This is a genomic window from Marinomonas transparens, from assembly GCF_016463975.1.
GTDB classification, from domain to species: Bacteria; Pseudomonadota; Gammaproteobacteria; order Pseudomonadales; family Marinomonadaceae; genus Marinomonas; species Marinomonas transparens.
The window spans coordinates 50,956-70,353 of sequence record NZ_JAEMNX010000012.1 but is presented as its reverse complement, the minus strand read 5'-3'; the positions used below and the strand labels follow the sequence as shown (position 1 = coordinate 70,353).

The following is a 19,398-nucleotide window of genomic DNA, read 5'->3' as shown; positions in this document are numbered from 1 at the left end:
TAGATAAAATATCCCCTACCTTTTACCAAGTAGGGGATATTTTTATGACGCGAGATTCTATAGATGGTAGAAGCCGATAGGTCGATCTTGAATACTATGTATTGTCATTTCTATTCCATATAAATCACGCATAATATCGGTTGTCATAAGTAGTTCTGGAGGGTGATCATAAACGACTCCACCTAATTTCATCGCTATGATTCTATCCGCATAACAAGAAGCAAAGTTAATATCATGCAACACCACCACAACCTGTTTTTGCAGGTCATCTGCGGCACGCCGAATAAGCTTCATAATATCCACGGCATGTTTCATATCTAAATTATTAAGCGGCTCATCCAGCAACAAGTATTTTGTGTTTTGACACAACACCATAGCAATGCAAGCACGCTGACGCTGCCCGCCAGACAACTCATCGAGATATCGATGCCTTAAATCATTTAAATTTAAGTAGTCGAGAGCCCTATCTACATGCTCCATATCCTCCTGAGTTAGCTTACCCTGACTATATGGAAAGCGTCCGAATGCCACAAAGTCATAAACTTTCAAGCGCAAGCTAATGGTATTGTCTTGGCGCAATATGGCCATTTTTTTGGATAAAACGGCATTACTTGTCTGATGAACATCCAAACCATCTATCATCACTCGACCAGCATCCGCAGCCTGCAGTCGGCTCATCACGCCTAGCAAAGTCGATTTCCCCGCACCATTTGGACCGATCAGCGCAGTGACCCCTTGGTCCGGTAGCGTCAAATTAATCTCTTTAAGAACCGGGGTCGTACCGTATTTTTTATTTAAGGACTGAACTTCAATCATCTTCTTCCTTGTCGCATCACTAACCCAAGAAAAAACACCCCGCCAATAAACTCAACAACAATGCTTAAACTGGAGCCAAACTTAAGTACATACTCTAAAATGGCTTGCCCACCAACCAAGGCAATAATGGCTAAAAACGACGCCATAGGAATAACAAATCGGTGTTGATAACTGCCACTAACAGCATAAGCAATATTGGCTACTAAAATTCCGAAAAATGTCACAGGACCAACCAGAGCCGTTGAGATTGACACCAAAAAGGCAATCGCAACAATCAACTTTAACGTTAAAGCCCTTTGATTTAATCCAAGGTTTACCGCAATAGCATCACCAAGTTGCAGTACATCTAATACATAGCGCTGTCGCCACAGCCAAGCAGACACCAACAACATCAAAAAACCAGCAACCGCTAATAAAGAACCGTCAATTCGATTAAAGTTGGCAAACATAAGGTCTTGTAAGACATCAAACTCAACAGGGTCCATCATACGACCAATCAGGCTATTGAGACTTCGAAAAAGCAACCCTAATACGATACCAACAAGAATCAATACAGGTAAATCACGCTTTTGCCGCAAAAACAGCCAATAATATAGACCACATAATGCCCCCGCCATCACCATGACCTCAATCAACCACTTCAGCTGCGGGTTAAGCTGCACAAATGCTATACGCCCCAAAAGCAGTAACATAAAGGACTGTAGTAACGCATAAAGCGAATCAAAACCCATAATGCCCGGTGTTAAAATACGATTGTGTGTCAGGGTCTGAAAAAGCACAGTAGAAAAAGCAATCGCCACGCCAACCAACATAATGGCAATCACTTTTTCCCCTCTAAAGGGTAAAGTAAAGGCCCAACTCGCACGCACATTCAACGTCAAAAAGGCAACAATGGCTAACGCGGCAAAAACACCAGCCATCATTAAACGATATACTGGATTACTAAGGCTCCTAGCAACCACAGCCCTGACGCTATTCATGGGAGGCCTGCGTGCGTTTCAGCAGCAGATAAATGAATAACATACTTCCCAACACCCCCATGACAGTGCCAATAGGAATCTCATAAGGATAACGAATTAAGCGTCCTAGAATATCGCAAGCCAACACCAAGGTGGCACCAAGCCAAGCAACCCAAGGCAAGCTACGACGCAAGTTATCTCCAAGCAACATACTCACGACATTAGGTACAATCAAACCAAGAAAAGGAATCACCCCCGCCGTAACAATGGTTACCGCAGACATTAAAGACACAATCACCAACCCCAATGTCAAAATAGCCCGATAATTTAGCCCCAAATTGATCGCCTGCGATCGCCCCATGCCCAATAAAGTAAAGCGATTTGCAGCCATATAGCCCAACACAGTCAATCCAGCCCCTAGCCACAACAACTCATAGCGACCGCGCAATACAGCAGAAAAATCGCCATTCGTCCAATTAGATAGTGTTTGCATAAGATTATAACGATAGGCTAAAAACAACGTGATGGAGCCAATCACGCCGCCAAACATAATACCAACTAACGGTACCATCACAGGAGAGCGCAAAGGGATAGTCCGCAACAATCCCATGAAAGCAAAGCTACCGACCATAGCAAAAGTTGCCGCCACTAGCATTTTAGAAAAAACACTTAATCCAGGTGCAAATAAAGCCACCAATAACAGCCCAAGCATGGCTGATTCTAATGTACCTGTTGTACCCGGATCGACGAAACGATTACGCACCAACATCTGCATCAGCAAGCCCGCAACGGCCAAAGACATGCCAGTCAGCACTAACGCCAGAGTTCGTGGTAAACGACTAATAAATAAGATTTGTTGATCATGTTCTGAGCCTGCCATCCAGGTAAAGTCAGCCACTCCAACTAGCAGACTTCCCGCCATTAACAACAGCAATGTGCCTAACGCCAATGGCCATGAATACCAAGTTGATATCATTCATTTCTCTTCAGATTAAAAACTTCGCCCATAATCAGACTCAGTTAGATACGCCCTGAGCGACTTCCGTCACCATTTTTTCCACGGTACTGAGACCTGACACAATCACGTACCAATTAGCCGAATCTAGGTAAATAATACGGTTGTTTTTATAAGCTTGTGTACGTTTTACTAAATCATTATCTAGCGTCGCTCGTGCGGCACTATTAGAAATATCAATCGCGCCATCACGATCAAGCACAAAAATTACATCTGGGTCGACCTCTAGCAAATACTCAAATGAAACAGGGTCACCATGGGTGCCTTTATTCAGATCTTTAACTGCTGGTTCAAAACCTAACTCGGTATGCAACCAGCCAAAACGAGAGCCTTCACCATAAGCCGTTAATTTGCCACCACTGGTCATAATAATAAGACTCTTACCTGATTTTTTAGCCAGCGTTTGAGTCTCCTCAATACTCTGCTCAAGACGAGTCAAGCGCTGCTCTACCTCTTCCGACTTATCAAACAGTTTACCTAAAGTGCGAGTCGCAAACTTAAATTGATCCATAAACCCATCACCCCAAACAGTTAAGTCAATGGTCGGGGCAAGTTGGCTAAGATCTTTGTATGAGGTTGAAGAACGATTGGCGACGACAATGAGATCGGGCTGTAAGGAAGCGACTATTTCGTAATCAGGCTGAAACAAAGAACCAACATTGACATATTCATCCGAACGATATTTTTTAAACCTTTCGGGCAAGGTTGCCTTTGGTAAACCTGCCACCTCAATACCCAGTGTGTCCAAGGTATCTAATGTTGCCAAGTCATAGGTCAGTACCGTCATCAAAAGACTTGGAACTAAGGTCTCTCCCTGTGTATGCTTTATAACAACATCAGCATGAGCGATAGAAATCAAAGCAAACACCCAGCACATCCGAGTGAATCGAGATATAAAAACACCTAACATGAGAAACCACCAATCTAAATGAAAATAATTATCGAAACTATTCTATTGATTGAGCTAGTGCTGTCAATGCTAGTTTACCCACCTCAATAACCCCTATAATGACAACAACTTACAAACGATAAAATTCACATTACTATCAGCCGTTTTGAGTTATCAAAACTGAATAAGGCCTGATACGTCATAGAAATCAGACTTTGCTGGTTTCATCGAGCTACGACAAAACTTTATCAACTAGGTTCTGCTGCAAAAAATCCAGTAATAAGCGCGTCTTCCTCGACATCAATTTTCTCTGTGGGTAGATGACATGAAAGGTAAACTCATAGCCCCTATAGTTAGGCAGTAAATTCACCAACTTTCCAGAATCAATATATTGGGAGACAAGAAATCCCGGTTGATAAATCACCCCTAGGCCCGCCAATGCCATATGAGTCAAGGCACTACCATTATTCATACGAAACATGCCAGAAACAGAAACCATCTGCACTTCCCCTAGGTCATCGACCAAAGGCCAACGATCAGAGCTCGACGCGTTACTGTAAATCAAACACTTATGAGCAGTGAGGTCCTCTGGAACCTCAGGCTCACCATATCGAGCAAGATACTCTGGTGATGCACAAATAAAGTTCCTTTGAGTACATAGCGGCCGAGCAATAAACTGATCCCCCCCTAAATTTCCACCGCGAATAGCCAGATCAAAACCGGATTCCGTCATATCGACCCGCTTATCACTAAAGTCGATGTCTAACTCAATCTGTGGATACAAGCGGTTAAAGCGATCTAACAGGGGAACAATATGAGACAAACCGAAGTCCATCGGGACACTTATTTTCAATCGCCCCTTAGGCATTAAGGTTAGCTCGCTAATCTCACTTTCTGCTTCCTCTATCGCATCTAAGATAGCAATGCAGTGGCGATAATATTGCATTCCTGCATGCGTCACACTAATGTTACGAGTATTGCGTTGGAAAAGCTTAATTCCCAGCTCATCTTCAATGCTGTTAATATGACGAGTAACCATAGGGCGAGAAATATCTAAAGAGTCACTCGCTAGCTTAAAACTCTCCGCCTCATATACTCGACAGAACACTTTCATTGCCTGTAACTTATCCATACCACTCACTAAAAACAAAAAAGTTCCCCTATTATTATTTCTTTTTAGTAAATAGTGAATTGTTTTAGTTGGTATTATGTATTTTAAAAAAACCGCTATACTGATGGCGTTTTCTAATAATTTATAAGGAGCCTCCAATGAAAGCTATTGCAATAAGCACACTTATTCTAGCCTCTAGCCTAACCATGGCAGCTGATTACAGCATCGACCCAGCTCATTCAGCTGTCACTTTTAAAATTGGACATCTAGGTGTCAGCACAACCGTTGGCCGCTTTAATAAATTCGAAGGTGAATTTTCGTTCCCTGACGATGCAAAATCCGGCAAGGCAAGCCTAACGGTTAAAACCAGTAGCATTGATACCAATCACGAAGCACGTGATAAGCATCTTCGTAGCCCTGACTTTTTAAATGTAAAACAGTTCCCTACTCTAAGCTTCAACAGTACAAAATTTGATGGCAAAACACTGACTGGTGATTTAACACTACACGGCGTAACTAAACCTGTTAGCTTTGATGTTAAAAAAGTGGGAGAAGGTAAAGACCCTTGGGGTGGTTACCGCGCCGGTTTTGAAGCAAGCACAACGATCCAACGTAGCGATTTTGGCATCACCTACTTCATCCCAGGAGTAACAGATGCAACAAAAATTGAAGTATTCGTTGAAGGTATTCGCAAGTAATTAATTAAGGAAAACAACAATGTACGAAGACGCCAGCAATTCTAATCTCATTATGCTATTACATACGGCAATTTACCCTTTACTTGTCGCTCTAATAATCAGCTTTATTGCTGGCAAACTATTACGTACTTCGTCTTACCTTGGTTATCTTGGTGGCTTTCTTGTTGGACTTAGCCTGATCCATTCAGGCTTAAGTTTCCCACCAAAACAAGCAATAGATTATTACACTGTGACTGCACTAATAGGTATTGCTTCATTACTAACCTTATCTTTGATTGCAAACCAAACAATACGAAGTGGAATCAGTTTTATTCTATTCGGTCTGTCGTTTTACCTCTTACTAAATCCAGTGCTAAAACATTCAGGATTAATCACAACTCTAAGCTGGTCAATTGTTTGCGCCCTTATTTTGTTAGGTTACAGCCTACTGTCAGAAAAAGCACAAACCTCAGCCCAAATTCAAATTAAACAGAAACAAGGGCTGTCTGCACTTCTCTTTCCCATTGGACTAATGATTGTTGCTGGCAGTGCAGCGCCCGTTATTTCAATTGGAGGTAGTTTACTGATTGGACAATTGCTCGGTGCTTTTGGTGCGGCTGTGTTCGGCTATGTCATTATTGCCTTCCTAACCAAAAACGTACAAAGCTACAACAGCATCCCAGCACTTTTGCTACTTGGTGGGCTCATTACACAAAGCCACGTATTAGCAGACACTCCTATAAGTATTATGCTGCTGCTCACTGCCAGCTGCTTTGTCACCCCTATCGTCTCAATATTAAGTAGCAAAGCAAAAGAAAGCAGACGGAATGCAATCGTCATCATAAGCCAAATCATTATCAGCAGCGTGATAAGTGGGCTAGGTCTATGGCTTGTTTGGCCTGAAAGCAGCCTTTATTGAGTCTTAAAAATTGATCTTGAAGAACGCCATAGGGGCAAAATTAAAGCCGCTATGGCAGTATTAACTGCGCTGTAAGATAAAAGATATATAGAATCAGCCCCACTAAGATTAAAATGAAGACTAATAAAAGCATAATTAGGCAAAACAGCAAATAGCCAGATACCAATCACCAGCATGATCATACCAAAACTAGAAAACCATTTAATACGCACTAGCAACCAAGCAATAAAGTACAAATAAACCAGCGCTGAAAAAGCAAATAAAAGTGCCATCATCATATGCGACTTATCAAGTGTGAAGATGGTAGCACCCACTAGAAAAGTAGGGGCCAAATAGTACCAAACCGCGCCAGCTAGCAGCTGTAATAAAAAAACAAACATAATGGCTTTATGATTTATTTTATACACGTCAGTACCTACCCCCTATTTAAACCAACTAAAATTACCCTGATTGATATAACACTTTCACCAAGCTACGCAACTTTGAACGCCATGGACGCTGCTTCACACCAAAATGATTAAATATTTTCCGGCAAGATAAAGACTGTCTTTTATAAGAAACACCGTCCGTAGCAACCTCAGGAAAAGACTCACTAAGCGCCTCAACTTCCACTTGAGCTTTGGGGTCGAATTGACCCGCTGTTGCTACAATCGCCTCAACCAAACCTACCCAACTAATCTCTTCCGCACAACAATAATGGTAAACGCCTTGATTTTTCGCCCCATAATGACGCTGACTGACAACAGATAAAATCACCCGAACAAGATCAGAAACCGGTGTAGGGCTTCCTACTAAATTGTCTTTATAAGCAAGATTAACGCCATCTTGAATTAGGTCTAAAGTTCGACAAACAAAGTCATCACCCTGACCACTAAACAGCCACCCGGTTCTCAGCACAATGTTGTTAGAGTTATTTAAAACAATAGATTCAGAAGCAATAAGCGCCTGTGCAAAAGAATCCACACCATCTGGAACATCATCTTCACCATAAGGAACATTGTTATCGCCAGAAAAAACCCTAGAGCTGCTAATCATAATTAAGGGGACGGCCGCATTGTCACTTAAATAACGTAGGGTTTCTTGAAACCTAGAATAATCATCTTGCAAAGCATAACGTAAACTCAAGGCATCAATAACCACATCAAACTGCATTGCCTCTAATTCAGTTCGACCAGCTTCATCCAATAAAATATGTTCTGCTGGACATAACCATTGAAAGCCCTCTTTTTCTTTCGAAAAATGCAACAAAGACGAGCCAATTTCACTCTCACAACCAAGAAGAAGGATACGTATTGGAGCATTAATATTTTGTTTCGTATTCAAAGAGAGTCCTCATACCACTTAGGAAAAATTCTAAGTAGATTAGCATAGGTCAAAGCACGAATCTTCTCGATATTGTCTTCTCTTATTGTTGCTATATGTTGAGCAATAATAAGAATAGAAAGCGGGGTGTTTACTTGCCCCTGATAAGCATGCAATGGCATATCTGGTGAATCCGTTTCAAGTACAAAATCCGCATCACCCAACGCCTTTAAAACTCGATGAGCTTTTTTAGCCCTAGGATAAGTAATGGTTCCACCAATCCCCAACACAAAGCCAAAATCTAAAAAACGCTGCGCTTGCTCCAAGCTACCATTAAAGGCATGGACAGTTCCCCCATGAAAAAAACCAGTCTCACGTAAACACTTCAATACCAAATCATAGCTTTTTCTCGCATGCAAGATAACGGGCAACTCCAACGCTTTTGCCACATATAACTGACGAGTAAAAAACGCCATTTGAAGCTCCATATCAACCGCACCAGGCCAATTATCCAAGCCAATCTCACCCACTCCAATGGCATGAGCTTTCTCACACTGATCACCAAGCAATTCAATATCGCTTAAATAGGACCCACTCAAAAAATACGGGTGCAAACCATAGGCGGCACGCCAATGTGAATATTCAGATGTTAGGTTCTGTAGTTTTTGCCAACGATTTCTAGTCGTGGCAGGCACTAAAAAGCCCGCCACTCCAGCGGCAAGGCAACGAGACATCAAGCTATCTCGTTGATCATCAAACAATTCAAAATCAAAATGGCAATGGCTATCGATAAACATATACAAAAATTTACATTATGTAAAATAATACAATTAACAGATCGCAAAAAACAAAAAAGCCGCACTCACGAGTACGGCTTTTCAATCAAATACAGACTCAGAACATGACTATAAAGCAGGACCTGCCTTTATAATACTATCTGATACTGTTTCAAATTTCTTAAAGTTCTCAACGAATTGAGAAATCAAGTTCTTCGCCTGAGCCTCATAAGCCCCTTGATCAGACCAAGTATTACGTGGGTTTAACAACGCACTGTCGACACCAGGAACCTGCTTAGGCACATCTAAATTAACGTCTGCTAAGTGCTCTGTTTCAGCATCAGCTAATACACCAGACTGAATTGCAGAAATAACCGCACGGGTCGTTGGAATACTAAAGCGCTTACCACCTTGACCGTGGGCACCACCCGTCCACCCAGTGTTAACCAAGTAAACCTTGCTGCCAAACTCTTCAATACGCTTAATCAAAAGATCCGCATAAACGTCTGCAGAACGAGGGAAGAAGGGTGCACCAAAACAAGTAGAAAACGTCGACTTGATCCCAGTGCCAGCTCCCATTTCTGTCGAACCAACCAAAGCGGTATAACCGCTCAAGAAATGATAAGCCGCTGCTTCTTTACTAAGGATAGATACCGGAGGTAAAACCCCTGTTAAATCACAAGTCAAAAAGATAATCGCATTAGGCTCGCCTGCACGGTTACCAGCAGCGCGTTTCTCAATATGCTCACGAGGATAACCCGCACGGCCATTTTGAGTTAAAGAGGTATCTGCGTAATCAGCAACGCGTGTTTCCGCATCTAAAACAACGTTCTCAACAATGGTACCAAACTTAATAGCATCCCAAATGATAGGCTCATTCTTTTGCGACAAGTCGATAGTCTTGGCATAGCAACCGCCTTCTATATTGAAAACAGTATCTTTACCCCATCCATGTTCATCATCACCAATCAAGAAACGCTCAGGATCCGCAGATAAGGTTGTTTTACCTGTGCCTGACAAACCAAAGAATAAAGTCACATCTTCGTCTGAGCCCACATTAGCAGCACAATGCATTGGCAATACATCATAGGCTGGAAGTAGATAGTTCTGGACTGAAAACATTGCCTTTTTCATTTCACCTGCATAGCGCATACCAGCAATCAGCACCTTCCGCTCGGCAAAATTCAGGATCACACAACCATCAGAGTTAGTACCATCACGCTCTGGCTGACAAACAAACTCAGGAGCATTTAGAACTTGCCATTCCCCCTTATCATTTGGATTGTAAACATCTGGACGAATAAACAAGTTACGGCCAAACAAATGATGCCAAGCGGTTTCCGTTCGCATGATAACTGGCAGATAATACTCATCCCCAGCGCCAACATGAATATTAGAAACAAAAGATTCTTTAGCATCTAAATAAGCTTCTACACGATTCCATAATGGTGCGAACTTTCCTTCTGGGAACGGGCGATTAACAGGCCCCCAATGAATACTGTCTTTACTCGATGCTTCTTCTACGATAAACCGATCCATAGGAGAGCGGCCTGTACGAGCCCCGGTCTCTACGACAAGTGCGCCATTATCGGCCAGAATACCTTCACCATTTTGCAAAGCTTTTTCAACTAACTGTGGTGTAGTTAGGTTTAAACGAATTGTCGTTACGTCTGATACGGAACTCATGTTAATAACACCCTCTGAACTAAAATTGTCTGGTCATTTTTATTATTATGTGATGATTTTTTAAATATTTCGCCAATAGTAACAAAACAATCTAAAAAAAAATATTGTTATACCCATATGTTATTTTGTTACTAATATGAAACCTTGCAACATGAAATAACCATTTGTTTTTAAAAGAAAAATTAAAATATTAATTCGACAAATTGCCCTTAACAAGCTTCCTTACATGCTACACCCCTAAATTCCTGTAGTTTTCTTTCTTTTTTGTAGTATTTATTAAAAAACAACCAATACCTTCGCTATTCCAAGCCATGATAAATTGATCAGAAAAGTCTCTTTTATGAGCATAAACCACGATAAAAGTAAGGTTTTTATAAAAAAATAGATAAATTTTCATAAAAATGTGAGTTTTTATCGCGTTACTAGATCCTGAATCACAAACCTTCATGATAAGATTGGCCCCTGAATTTTCCCTCTTTAAAAAGGTTGATTGATATTTATGTTAAAAACGAATCAGAACTGCAATATTGGATTTGTAGGCTTAGGCGTAATGGGCAAAAACCTAGCCTTAAATTTAGCTGACCATGGCTACCGAGTTGCTGGTTTTGATCTTGATACCAACAAAATACAAGACATCCTAGAGACAGAGCAAAGTGAGCGCCTTGAATCGACAACGGAAGCCAGAATCATCGGCTGCAATACCTTAGAAGAGATGCTTAATAGCTTGGTAAAGCCTCGCGTCATTGTCGTTTTAGTACCTGCTGGCAAACCTGTTGATACGGTTTGTGATAACTTGATCAAGGCTGGTCTAGAAGCTGACGACATTGTCGTAGACTGCGGCAACAGCCAATGGACAGACACCATACGACGCGAATCTGAATACAAAGAAAAATTCAAATTCTTTGGCACCGCCGTTTCAGGTGGTGAAGTCGGCGCTCGCTTCGGCCCTTCACTGATGCCAGGAGGAGATGCCGATTCTTGGAAATACCTACAACCTATGTGGGAAGCTGTTGCGGCCAAAGTAGACAAGAATGGCAAACCTATCGTTAGCAACACACCGGGAAAACCTGTTACCGAAGGTGAGCCATGTACTGCCTATCTTGGGCCCAATGGCGCGGGCCATTATGTCAAAATGGTTCACAATGGTATTGAATACGCCGATATGCAGCTGATTTGTGAAGCCTACCACCTACTTCGCTCTCTGCTTGGCTATGAACCAGAAGAAATTGGTAAATTATTTGAGAAATGGAACCAAGGTGTACTAAACAGTTACCTAGTGGAAATCAGCGCTGACATTCTTCAACAATACGATGAAAAAACAGGCGCGCCCCTTGTCGATATGATTCTAGACAGTGCTGGTCAGAAAGGCACAGGTCGCTGGACTTCAATTAGTGCAACCCAGATGGGAGTCCCAGCCGGCATCATCAGCGAATCGGTTTATGCCCGTGCCTTAAGCACATTAACCGCGGAGCGTGAACATGCGGCGGGGATTTTAACCGCAGACATAGAAAGCGGTGACATAGTGGCAGAAGAAGTAGAAAAAGCCATTGAGGAAGCGCTTTACTGTGCGAAAATTTGCGCCTACGCGCAAGGCTTCCAGCTAATGCGTGCGGCCCAAAAAGAATATGATTGGACGCTCAATTTTAGTGATATCGCCAAAATTTGGCGCGGAGGCTGCATCATCCGAGCCTCTTTCCTACAAAAAATTGCCGATGCTTTCACCACTAACCCAGAACTGGAAAACCTATTGCTAAGCGACTACTTTGCTGATGCCATGGCCAACAAACAAGGCGGGTTACGTAAGTCGGTTGTTTTAGCCGCCCAATCTGGTATTCCTACACCGTCTTTCTTTTCTGCCCTAGCTTACTTTGATGGTTACCGCTCTGAAGTATTACCAGCTAACCTTCTGCAAGCACAACGGGATTACTTCGGCGCTCATACTTATGAACGCGTTGATGCTGAACCAGGCCAAAAATTTCACACCTATTGGCAAGAAGAAGGTCGACCTGAGCGTAAAGCCTAGCGTTAAAAAAACAACAAAAAACCGCTGTACCATTTAATAGGCCAGCGGTTTTTTTATGCTCAAGCTTTTATATCGACATGACAAAAAGTGGAAACTACTCTTTCATCTTCTTTTCCATCGATGTCAACATACCACGCAGCATACCTAGCTCCTGCTGATCTAATCGTGAACGCTGAAACAAACGACGAAAACGCGGCATGACCTGCATTGGCATTTCAGGGTCAAGAAACTCGGTTTGCACTAACACTTTCTCAAGGTGCTCCAACAAATAATCCATTTGCTCTACGGTCGCGGCTGGCATATCCCACTTACTTGCAACCACTGGTGCATCTTTCATCAGCAGAGATTTCATGCGTAATTCGTAAGCAATCACTTGCACTGCCGCACCTAGATTTAAAGAGCTGAAAGTTTCTACGGAAGGAATATGTACATGATAATTACAACGCTGCAACTCTTCATTGGTCAGCCCCCGATCTTCACGACCAAAAACAAATGCGGTTTCTAAATCTTCTTCATACACCAAATCCGCAGCCTGCCTTGGGTCAACTAAAGGCCAAGGAATATTACGCTCACGTGCACTGGTACCTATTACTAACTGGCAGTCCGCAATGGCTTCTTCCAAAGTCTCAACCACAACCGCATTGTCCAGTATATCAATGGCGCCAGAAGAACGGCTTACCGCTTCATCACTGGGGTAAAGCTTAGGAGCAACTAAATAAAGGTCCGCCAACCCCATATTTTTCATCGCACGGGCAGCACCTCCTATGTTGCCGGGGTGTGAAGTATTAACAAGGACAATTCTTACTTTATTTTGCATTTTACGAGGTACCAATAATAGCCATCAGACGAATCCGCGCATCTTAACAGATTTTTATACTAAAGCCTTATTCCGATCAATTTTTCACCAAAACTTCACTAGCCAAACAGAGCTCATTAGGCTAGAATCCGCGCTCATATTTTAGACGACCAGTTGAAATCCTAGCCTTTCCAAAAAGGCTCACTTTTAGATTGCTTTAATAGCTCTAAAAGATTGAACTGGCGTCCGCTCTTTAACACTTTATATGGCAACTTATTGTCTCATCGACAATATAAGCACCTTAATTACGACATTATTGACGGTAAATTATGCAACCTAGAATTAATATCGCACTAAAAGCAGCGCGCTCCGCGGCAGAATACATTGTTCATTCTCAAGAAAAATTACTTTTTGATAAAGAGCAAGGTCAATCAGCAGATCAGGTTTATCAAACCGTTTGCTCTGGCGCAGAACGTAGCATCGTTTACCACCTAGAAAAAGCCTACCCTGGCGACACTATTACGACTCGCCTACAAGGCTCTGTACAAAACGGTACTGAAGGCGAATGGATTATTGATGCGATTCAAGGACAGCATTTGTTTTCTCGCGGTCTAACTGGCCACGTAATCACGATGAGCTACCTAGTTGCCGGTAAAGTGGAGCATGCCATCGTGCTCAACCCTCATACCAAAGATGAGTTTTTCGCCAGCAAAGGGCGTGGCGCTTATCTAAACAATTCAAGAATTCGTACCGGTACTGCTCGTGGCCTAGAGAACGCAACCCTAGCCGCCCAGTTCCCTGCGACTGAACGTACTAAGCCCTATTTAGAAGGTCAACTGGCTGTATTAGCGAGCATCGCTGAGCACGGCGCTCGCGCCGTAATGCAAGACGCTCCAGCTCTTATGCTAGCTAACGTTGCGGCAGGCCGACTTGATGCAGCTTGGGGTATCACATTACAAGCATGGGAAATGCAAGCGCCTTTCTTCATCGCTCAAGAAGCAGGCTGCCTATTTGGTGCATTCAATGGTTCAACCAATGTTGAAAGCGGCAACGTACTTTGTGCGAATCCACGCCTATTTAAAGTTCTCTTACCTCTTCTAAAGAAACACTTAGATCTAGGCTAATCAGCACTTTTTTATTAGGGCTTTGATGACATAATCGATAATAAAATAGCCCCTATTCAGATAAGTTTTAAAACCTATCTGAATAGGGGCTATTTCGTTTTTGCTTAAACTCTCGCTCATCGAACCCGAAATTAGTGCTTATGATGGTGGTGCTCATGATGGTGTTCATGAAGTTCTTCTTCATGGTGCTGAACAGCCTCACCCGGATAAGACAAACCGATATCTTGGCGAATTTCATCCAAGGTCGCGATCAGTTCAAGACTGTCCTGCCAGCTATAATTTGGGCTTTGCACTAACCCTTCTTCAATACAACGATTCACCTCGTCCACTTCAAACTGATAACCCGCACCAGGAAAATCAAACTCAACAGCACGTTCTGTTTCATTCTCGCCAACAATCCGGCACGACCTAGCTTGAAACCATTCCGAGTCAATTTCAATGTAACCTTTTGAACCAGAAAGTACCGCACGATTAGGGTTACAGGAAATCAAAGAGGCTTCCAAAGAGGCTAATTGACCACTCTCCCAACCCAATAAGATTTGTTCAAAAAGATCCACATCCGTATCGCCTAGCACCGCCTGGTTCTGTATAAAATCCGGCTTGCCAAAAAACAATTGCGCTAAGAACACTGGATAAATACCAATATCCAATAATGCCCCACCACCCAACTCAATGTTCATTAAACGATGACTAGGGTCAGTTGGTGCAACAAAATTAAAGTTCGCTTGCACACTATGAAGATGCCCAATCTCACCCTCTTCCACCCATTCGATGACTTGCTCAATAACAGGATTAAAGCGCGTCCACATGGCTTCCATAATAAAAACATTCTTTTCTTCTGCTAACTCATAAAGTTCACGTGATTGCATTTCATTCAGCGTAAAAGGCTTTTCACACAACACAGCCTTACCGGCCAAAATACAGGCTTTTGCTAGATCATAGTGATAGACATGAGGCGTAGCGATATAGATAACATCAACCTCGTGACTGTTAATTAATGAGAAGTAATCCACAAACGCCAACTCAATATCAAACTCAGCGGAAAACCGATCAGCAGACTCTTTATTACGAGATGCCACAGCCCTAAGCTCACCAGACTTAACATGAGCAAAATCACTAGCGAACAAGTGGGCAATGTAACCTGTACCAATAATACCCCAGCGCAACGTCTTCATAAGATCCTCCTCACAAGCATAAAGCCACCCCAAAACAAAAGAGGTGTTCCAAATCAGCTAAGTCTGACGCTAAATGTCATTATAGTCCACTGGGACTTTCAAGCCGCTGTATGCGCTCGATCAAGTTCTTAACTGTTTCTTCTAAAACCAACACCCTCTGTTCAAGCTGCTCTGTATATTCCACATCAGCATCAAACGTTTGAGCCGTGGCAGCCTGTTGTGGAATATCATGCTCGATGCAAAAGCATTCTTGATAGCGCTGCTCACGCTTACCAGGCTCTCTAGGCAACTGACAAACATAAGGACCGCCAGTCATCTCCTGTAAAGAAGATAAGGCTTGCTCTACCTCCTCACGACTCTGAAAAGCATGCAAACGACCACTGCGTGAACGCAGTTCGCCTGGTGTTTGGGCGCCTCTCAAAAATAATAAACAAACAACCGCGGTCTCAGCAGGAGAAAGCTGTAAATCAGAAAACTCCGTATTACAAAATCTATGTTGGTATTTGCTTACTCTACTGTGAGCTGCTGATACTTCAGTCATCAAGCCCCGTGCAACCAAGCCATCAACCGCATCTTGCACATCCAATTCGCTATAACGGGTTACGGGCTCACGATTTGACTTTTGATTACAGGCATTAATAAGTGCATTTAAACTCAGTGGGTATTGATCCGGTGTGGTGATCTCTTTTTCTATGAGGCAACCAAGAATACGCATTTCAATAAAGCTGATTTGGTGATAGCTCATAATTTTCCCTAATGATATTTTATGTATTGATATTTATGGGAGCGTTCTGAAATTCTTAAATGGCATCACTAACAATGCCTTTAAGGACATAGGGCGATATGCCTTAGTATTTGGCATCCCTATCGACAAACATTCATCCCCTTGGCTAGCCAACCATGTCCTACTAGCAAACAGTGAATCCCAGATACTTAAACAAAAACCATAATTACTATCCGCTTCGCTGGACAACCTAGAATGATGAATACGATGCATATCAGGCGTCACCAGCAAGCGGTTAACGAAAGATTCCATCTTAGCAGGCAACCTCGCATTAGTGTGATTAAACATGGCTGAGGCATTAAGCAATATATCGAAAACCAACACAGCTTCCACAGGTATCCCGATGAACCAAACAGCAGATGCCTTAATAAAAAGAGACAGGAGAATTTCTAATGGGTGAAAACGCACGGCAGAACTTACGTCTAATTCAGGGTCAGAATGATGCACCCTATGTAAACACCACAACCAAGGTATACGGTGGAATAATCGATGCTGCCAATAAATAAGACAATCTAACAAGAGAATGCTTATCAAAAAAGACCACCAAAAAGGCAAAGCGAGCACATCCAACAAGCCAACATCCAGACTCAGCACAGCAACAAAAGACAATAACAAAGGCTGCACAAGCCGAACACACAAAGCCCCAAGCACTAACAAAGCCATGTTATGACGCCAACGTTGTCGCCATTGCAACAAAGGTCCTCGGGGCAAAAAACACTGCCATATGAACAGTAAACTCAATATAAATAAAAAAATACCAACGCGCAGAGTAAAATCTATCATCAAATCAGCGACCTAGAAAAAGAAACCAATACTATATCTACTCTAGAAGGAAAAGGCGCTATTGAATAGAAACACTACGGTCGCGGTTATTCATAACAAAATGCACCTTAAGCTGCCCAAAAAGCTCAGCCAAAACATTTAGATTAACATCCTCTAAACGGTGAATAATCAAACAGTTATCGCCAAATTGCACATGAGACAATCGGTTCAAAAATGGATATGAAATCTTTTTATCTGAAAAGTACACGCATAAATGGTCAGCACGCGCAGCAACCCCATAAAGCAAATTCGAATTTTGCTCAAAATACGGAATCCCCAGATCACTAACCAACTCAGCTTCTGGAGCAATAAGCCTCATCATATCAATGATTTCCTGCAAATCATCACGCATCGCAGGCGACGCATGACGGATATAATTAATAGCAAATTTATCAAGTGGCAAAGTCAACATAACAGCTCTCCTATAGATTGATCATGCCGACTTAATTGATTGAAAAATAAAGAAAAAATATAACCTATTGTACTTTTTTTAATGCTTTTTCAATACGCTTCACAGCTTCTTCTAGGCGTGACCTTGGACAACCAAAGTTTAGGCGAAGATAGTTGGAATTGCCAAAATCTTTACCATCTGAAACACCAATTCCAGCCTCTAAAAAAAACGTATATGGGTCTGATAATTGCAAGGCTGAGACATCAATCCACGCCAAATAAGTCGCTGGTAAATGTGACATTTTCAACGGCGTAGAGGCTAGATATTGTTGTAAAAAATCACGATTCCCAACCAAATACTTGAGCAATGCTTGATGCCACTCCTGCCCCTCCTCATAGGCTGCAGTGGCAGCGGTTAGGCCAAGCATATTAGGAAAAGGGACAAGCCCATTTTTTTCCTTGTTAAAAGCCTTTTTAATTGTGACATTTTCGATCACGGCAAAGGCATATCCCAACCCAGCAACATTAAACGTCTTGCTTGGCGCCATTAATGTAATGGTACGATTCGCCGCCTCTTTATTTAAACTAGCAAAAGGAACATGGGATAAATCATCCAAGATAAGGTCGCAGTGAATTTCATCGCTCACCACCAGCAAATTATATTTTTCAGCTAAAGCATGCATCGCAAGTAACTCTTCTTTACGATAAACCGTACCGCCCGGATTATGCGGATTACACAGCAAAATCATTTTACTATTGGATTTAGCACAAGCCGCTTCAAACATCGTCATATCTGGCACCCAACGATCTTCCTGCAAAACCATATCGACATTAATCAGTTCTCGATCGGCTAATAACGGTGCTTTAGTAAGGTGATAATAGACAGGACCTGGGACAATAACGCCATCGCCTTGGTTAGAAAAAGCACGCACACTCAAATGCAAAGCACATACGAGACCAGGTAAATGGACCAAACTCGAGGCCGACACCTGCCAACCATAATGGGACATAAGGTGGGACTGAATAGCACTCTCTAAAGCGTTAGAAACATGGGTATAACCATACACACCTTCATCCACACGCCTCTTTAACGCCGCTTTTATACAGTCTGGCGAATCAAAATCCATATCCGCTACCCACATAGGAATAATCTCTTGTGGGTATTTAGACCACTTATCACTATTCATATCTAATCGATCAATTTCTAAATCAAACGCAGTAGGAAACACTTCCATTTATAGGGCTCCAAGCAAGGTATTTGTAACGAGATAAAACAAATTTACCTTAAAAAATACCGCGAAAAATAGAAAAGAATGCTTATTTTTTATCTTATACCGACAAAAACAGTATCAAAAAAACCCAAAAATATTTCACACCTCCATATTACCTATATATATCAATAAGTTAATTTACTTAGAGCACTAAGATTTAGTCTTGTCAAGGGTTGACCCAAATCAACAAAGCAGCCTAGTATAGTTTTCATTAAACTGGTGTTTAATAAAAAGGATTCTCAATGCCCAAAGTCGGAATGCAAGAAATCCGCAAGCCTCAGCTTATTGAAGCCGCCATTGCGGCCATCGACAAGTATGGCTTCGCAGGAGCAACCGTCAGCGTAATCGGTAAAAAAGCAGACGTTTCTCCAGCGATTATCAACCATTATTTTGGTGGTAAGGACGGCCTATTTGAAGAAACCATGAAAAGCTTAATTCGTGAATTTTTTGAAGTACTAACACTGGAAGTCACCAAGGCAAAAAGTAAGCCTACTAAGAACAAAATTATGGCCATTGTAAAAGCCAGTTTTAGTCAGTCCCAAACACGCCCTCAAGCAGTTAAAGCTTGGATGGGGTTTTGGGCATCTGCTATGCACACACCTTATTTATATCGATTACAAAAAGTCTACTCTCGGCGCTTACAAACATCGTTGGTCGTTGTATTAAAAGAAGAGTTCGATACTCCCGAGGCACGTAACATTGCCTTAACGGTTGCCGCATTAATAGACGGCATGTGGCTAAGAGGTTCGTTGGCAGGTGGTATCAATAAAAAACAGTCGACACAACAAATACAGCAATACCTAGACCTTATATTTGAAAAACGAATAAGCAATTAAACAATAACAACGACTTCTAAAGACTTT

At 42.1% G+C, this 19,398-nt stretch carries 20 protein-coding genes; 5 read left to right on the top strand and 15 right to left on the bottom strand.

Annotation, left to right across the window (positions count from 1 at the left end):
• Positions 1–57 precede the first annotated feature (57 nt).
• The 5 genes from I8J31_RS11700 to I8J31_RS11680 all read right to left on the bottom strand — a co-directional run bounded on the left by I8J31_RS11700 (position 58) and on the right by I8J31_RS11680 (position 4,820).
• Positions 58–816: an iron ABC transporter ATP-binding protein gene (locus I8J31_RS11700; protein WP_199468747.1), complete on the bottom strand. Its 759-nt coding sequence runs from the start codon at positions 814–816 to the stop codon at positions 58–60.
• Positions 813–1,796, bottom strand: a complete 984-nt coding sequence (locus I8J31_RS11695; RefSeq protein WP_199468746.1) for an iron chelate uptake ABC transporter family permease subunit — start codon at positions 1,794–1,796, stop codon at positions 813–815. Before I8J31_RS11695 ends, I8J31_RS11700 begins: the two co-directional genes overlap by 4 nt.
• On the bottom strand, positions 1,789–2,751 hold the full coding sequence (locus I8J31_RS11690) for an ABC transporter permease (protein ID WP_199468745.1): 963 nt from the start codon (positions 2,749–2,751) through the stop codon (positions 1,789–1,791). The genes I8J31_RS11695 and I8J31_RS11690 overlap by 8 nt, the downstream gene beginning before the upstream one ends.
• A gap of 40 nt (positions 2,752–2,791) precedes the next feature.
• On the bottom strand, positions 2,792–3,658 hold the full coding sequence (locus I8J31_RS11685) for a siderophore ABC transporter substrate-binding protein (RefSeq protein ID WP_199468744.1): 867 nt from the start codon (positions 3,656–3,658) through the stop codon (positions 2,792–2,794).
• Between the two features lie 253 nt (positions 3,659–3,911).
• Entirely contained in the window at positions 3,912–4,820 is a 909-nt protein-coding gene (locus tag I8J31_RS11680; RefSeq protein ID WP_325101202.1) for a LysR family transcriptional regulator, read from the bottom strand.
• Positions 4,821–4,948: 128 nt separating this feature from the next.
• Between I8J31_RS11680 and I8J31_RS11675 the strand changes: the two genes are divergently transcribed.
• Entirely contained in the window at positions 4,949–5,488 is a 540-nt protein-coding gene (locus I8J31_RS11675) for a YceI family protein (RefSeq protein ID WP_199468743.1), read from the top strand.
• A 19-nt stretch (positions 5,489–5,507) separates the two neighbouring features.
• Positions 5,508–6,386 (top strand): hypothetical protein, encoded by an 879-nt coding sequence (locus I8J31_RS11670; protein WP_199468742.1) that lies wholly within the window; start codon positions 5,508–5,510, stop codon positions 6,384–6,386.
• On the opposite strand, the gene I8J31_RS11665 is transcribed toward I8J31_RS11670, so the two are convergent.
• The 4 genes from I8J31_RS11665 to I8J31_RS11650 all read right to left on the bottom strand — a co-directional run bounded on the left by I8J31_RS11665 (position 6,380) and on the right by I8J31_RS11650 (position 10,150).
• Positions 6,380–6,793 carry a hypothetical protein gene (locus tag I8J31_RS11665; protein ID WP_199468741.1) on the bottom strand — a complete coding sequence of 138 codons (414 nt, stop codon included), beginning with the start codon at positions 6,791–6,793 and terminating at the stop codon, positions 6,380–6,382. The genes I8J31_RS11670 and I8J31_RS11665 overlap by 7 nt on opposite strands.
• A gap of 34 nt (positions 6,794–6,827) precedes the next feature.
• Positions 6,828–7,709, bottom strand: a complete 882-nt coding sequence (locus tag I8J31_RS11660) for a sugar nucleotide-binding protein (RefSeq protein WP_199468740.1) — start codon at positions 7,707–7,709, stop codon at positions 6,828–6,830.
• Positions 7,706–8,485: a TatD family hydrolase gene (locus tag I8J31_RS11655; protein ID WP_199468739.1), complete on the bottom strand. Its 780-nt coding sequence runs from the start codon at positions 8,483–8,485 to the stop codon at positions 7,706–7,708. Before I8J31_RS11655 ends, I8J31_RS11660 begins: the two co-directional genes overlap by 4 nt.
• Before the next feature lie 108 nt (positions 8,486–8,593).
• On the bottom strand, positions 8,594–10,150 hold the full coding sequence (locus I8J31_RS11650) for a phosphoenolpyruvate carboxykinase (RefSeq protein ID WP_199468738.1): 1,557 nt from the start codon (positions 10,148–10,150) through the stop codon (positions 8,594–8,596).
• A gap of 499 nt (positions 10,151–10,649) precedes the next feature.
• Here I8J31_RS11650 and gnd point away from each other — a divergent pair, with 499 nt between their 5' ends.
• On the top strand, positions 10,650–12,173 hold the full coding sequence (gnd, locus tag I8J31_RS11645; RefSeq protein WP_199468737.1) for an NADP-dependent phosphogluconate dehydrogenase: 1,524 nt from the start codon (positions 10,650–10,652) through the stop codon (positions 12,171–12,173).
• 94 nt (positions 12,174–12,267) lie between these two features.
• Here the strand turns inward: gnd and I8J31_RS11640 are convergent, their stop codons facing one another.
• Positions 12,268–12,990, bottom strand: coding sequence for an RNA methyltransferase (locus I8J31_RS11640; RefSeq protein ID WP_199468736.1), 723 nt, complete (start codon positions 12,988–12,990; stop codon positions 12,268–12,270).
• 308 nt (positions 12,991–13,298) lie between these two features.
• Here I8J31_RS11640 and I8J31_RS11635 point away from each other — a divergent pair, with 308 nt between their 5' ends.
• Positions 13,299–14,093 carry an inositol monophosphatase family protein gene (locus I8J31_RS11635; RefSeq protein ID WP_199468735.1) on the top strand — a complete coding sequence of 265 codons (795 nt, stop codon included), beginning with the start codon at positions 13,299–13,301 and terminating at the stop codon, positions 14,091–14,093.
• Between the two features lie 131 nt (positions 14,094–14,224).
• Here I8J31_RS11635 and I8J31_RS11630 read toward each other — a convergent pair whose 3' ends face one another.
• The 5 genes from I8J31_RS11630 to I8J31_RS11610 form a co-directional block, all read right to left on the bottom strand.
• Positions 14,225–15,268: a Gfo/Idh/MocA family protein gene (locus I8J31_RS11630; RefSeq protein ID WP_199468734.1), complete on the bottom strand. Its 1,044-nt coding sequence runs from the start codon at positions 15,266–15,268 to the stop codon at positions 14,225–14,227.
• Between the two features lie 79 nt (positions 15,269–15,347).
• Positions 15,348–16,013, bottom strand: coding sequence for a YceH family protein (locus I8J31_RS11625; RefSeq protein WP_199468733.1), 666 nt, complete (start codon positions 16,011–16,013; stop codon positions 15,348–15,350).
• Between the two features lie 33 nt (positions 16,014–16,046).
• A complete protein-coding gene (locus I8J31_RS11620) occupies positions 16,047–16,715 on the bottom strand; it encodes a sterol desaturase family protein (RefSeq protein WP_233402731.1) in 669 nt (222 codons plus the stop codon).
• A 178-nt stretch (positions 16,716–16,893) separates the two neighbouring features.
• The gene (locus I8J31_RS11615) at positions 16,894–17,286 is read right to left on the bottom strand and encodes a DUF1801 domain-containing protein (RefSeq protein WP_199468731.1); all 393 of its coding nucleotides are present in this window, start codon (positions 17,284–17,286) and stop codon (positions 16,894–16,896) included.
• Positions 17,287–17,350: 64 nt separating this feature from the next.
• The gene (locus tag I8J31_RS11610) at positions 17,351–18,499 is read right to left on the bottom strand and encodes a MalY/PatB family protein (RefSeq protein WP_199468730.1); all 1,149 of its coding nucleotides are present in this window, start codon (positions 18,497–18,499) and stop codon (positions 17,351–17,353) included.
• A 278-nt stretch (positions 18,500–18,777) separates the two neighbouring features.
• Between I8J31_RS11610 and betI the strand changes: the two genes are divergently transcribed.
• Positions 18,778–19,371 carry a transcriptional regulator BetI gene (gene betI / locus I8J31_RS11605; protein ID WP_199468729.1) on the top strand — a complete coding sequence of 198 codons (594 nt, stop codon included), beginning with the start codon at positions 18,778–18,780 and terminating at the stop codon, positions 19,369–19,371.
• Positions 19,372–19,398: the final 27 nt, after the last annotated feature.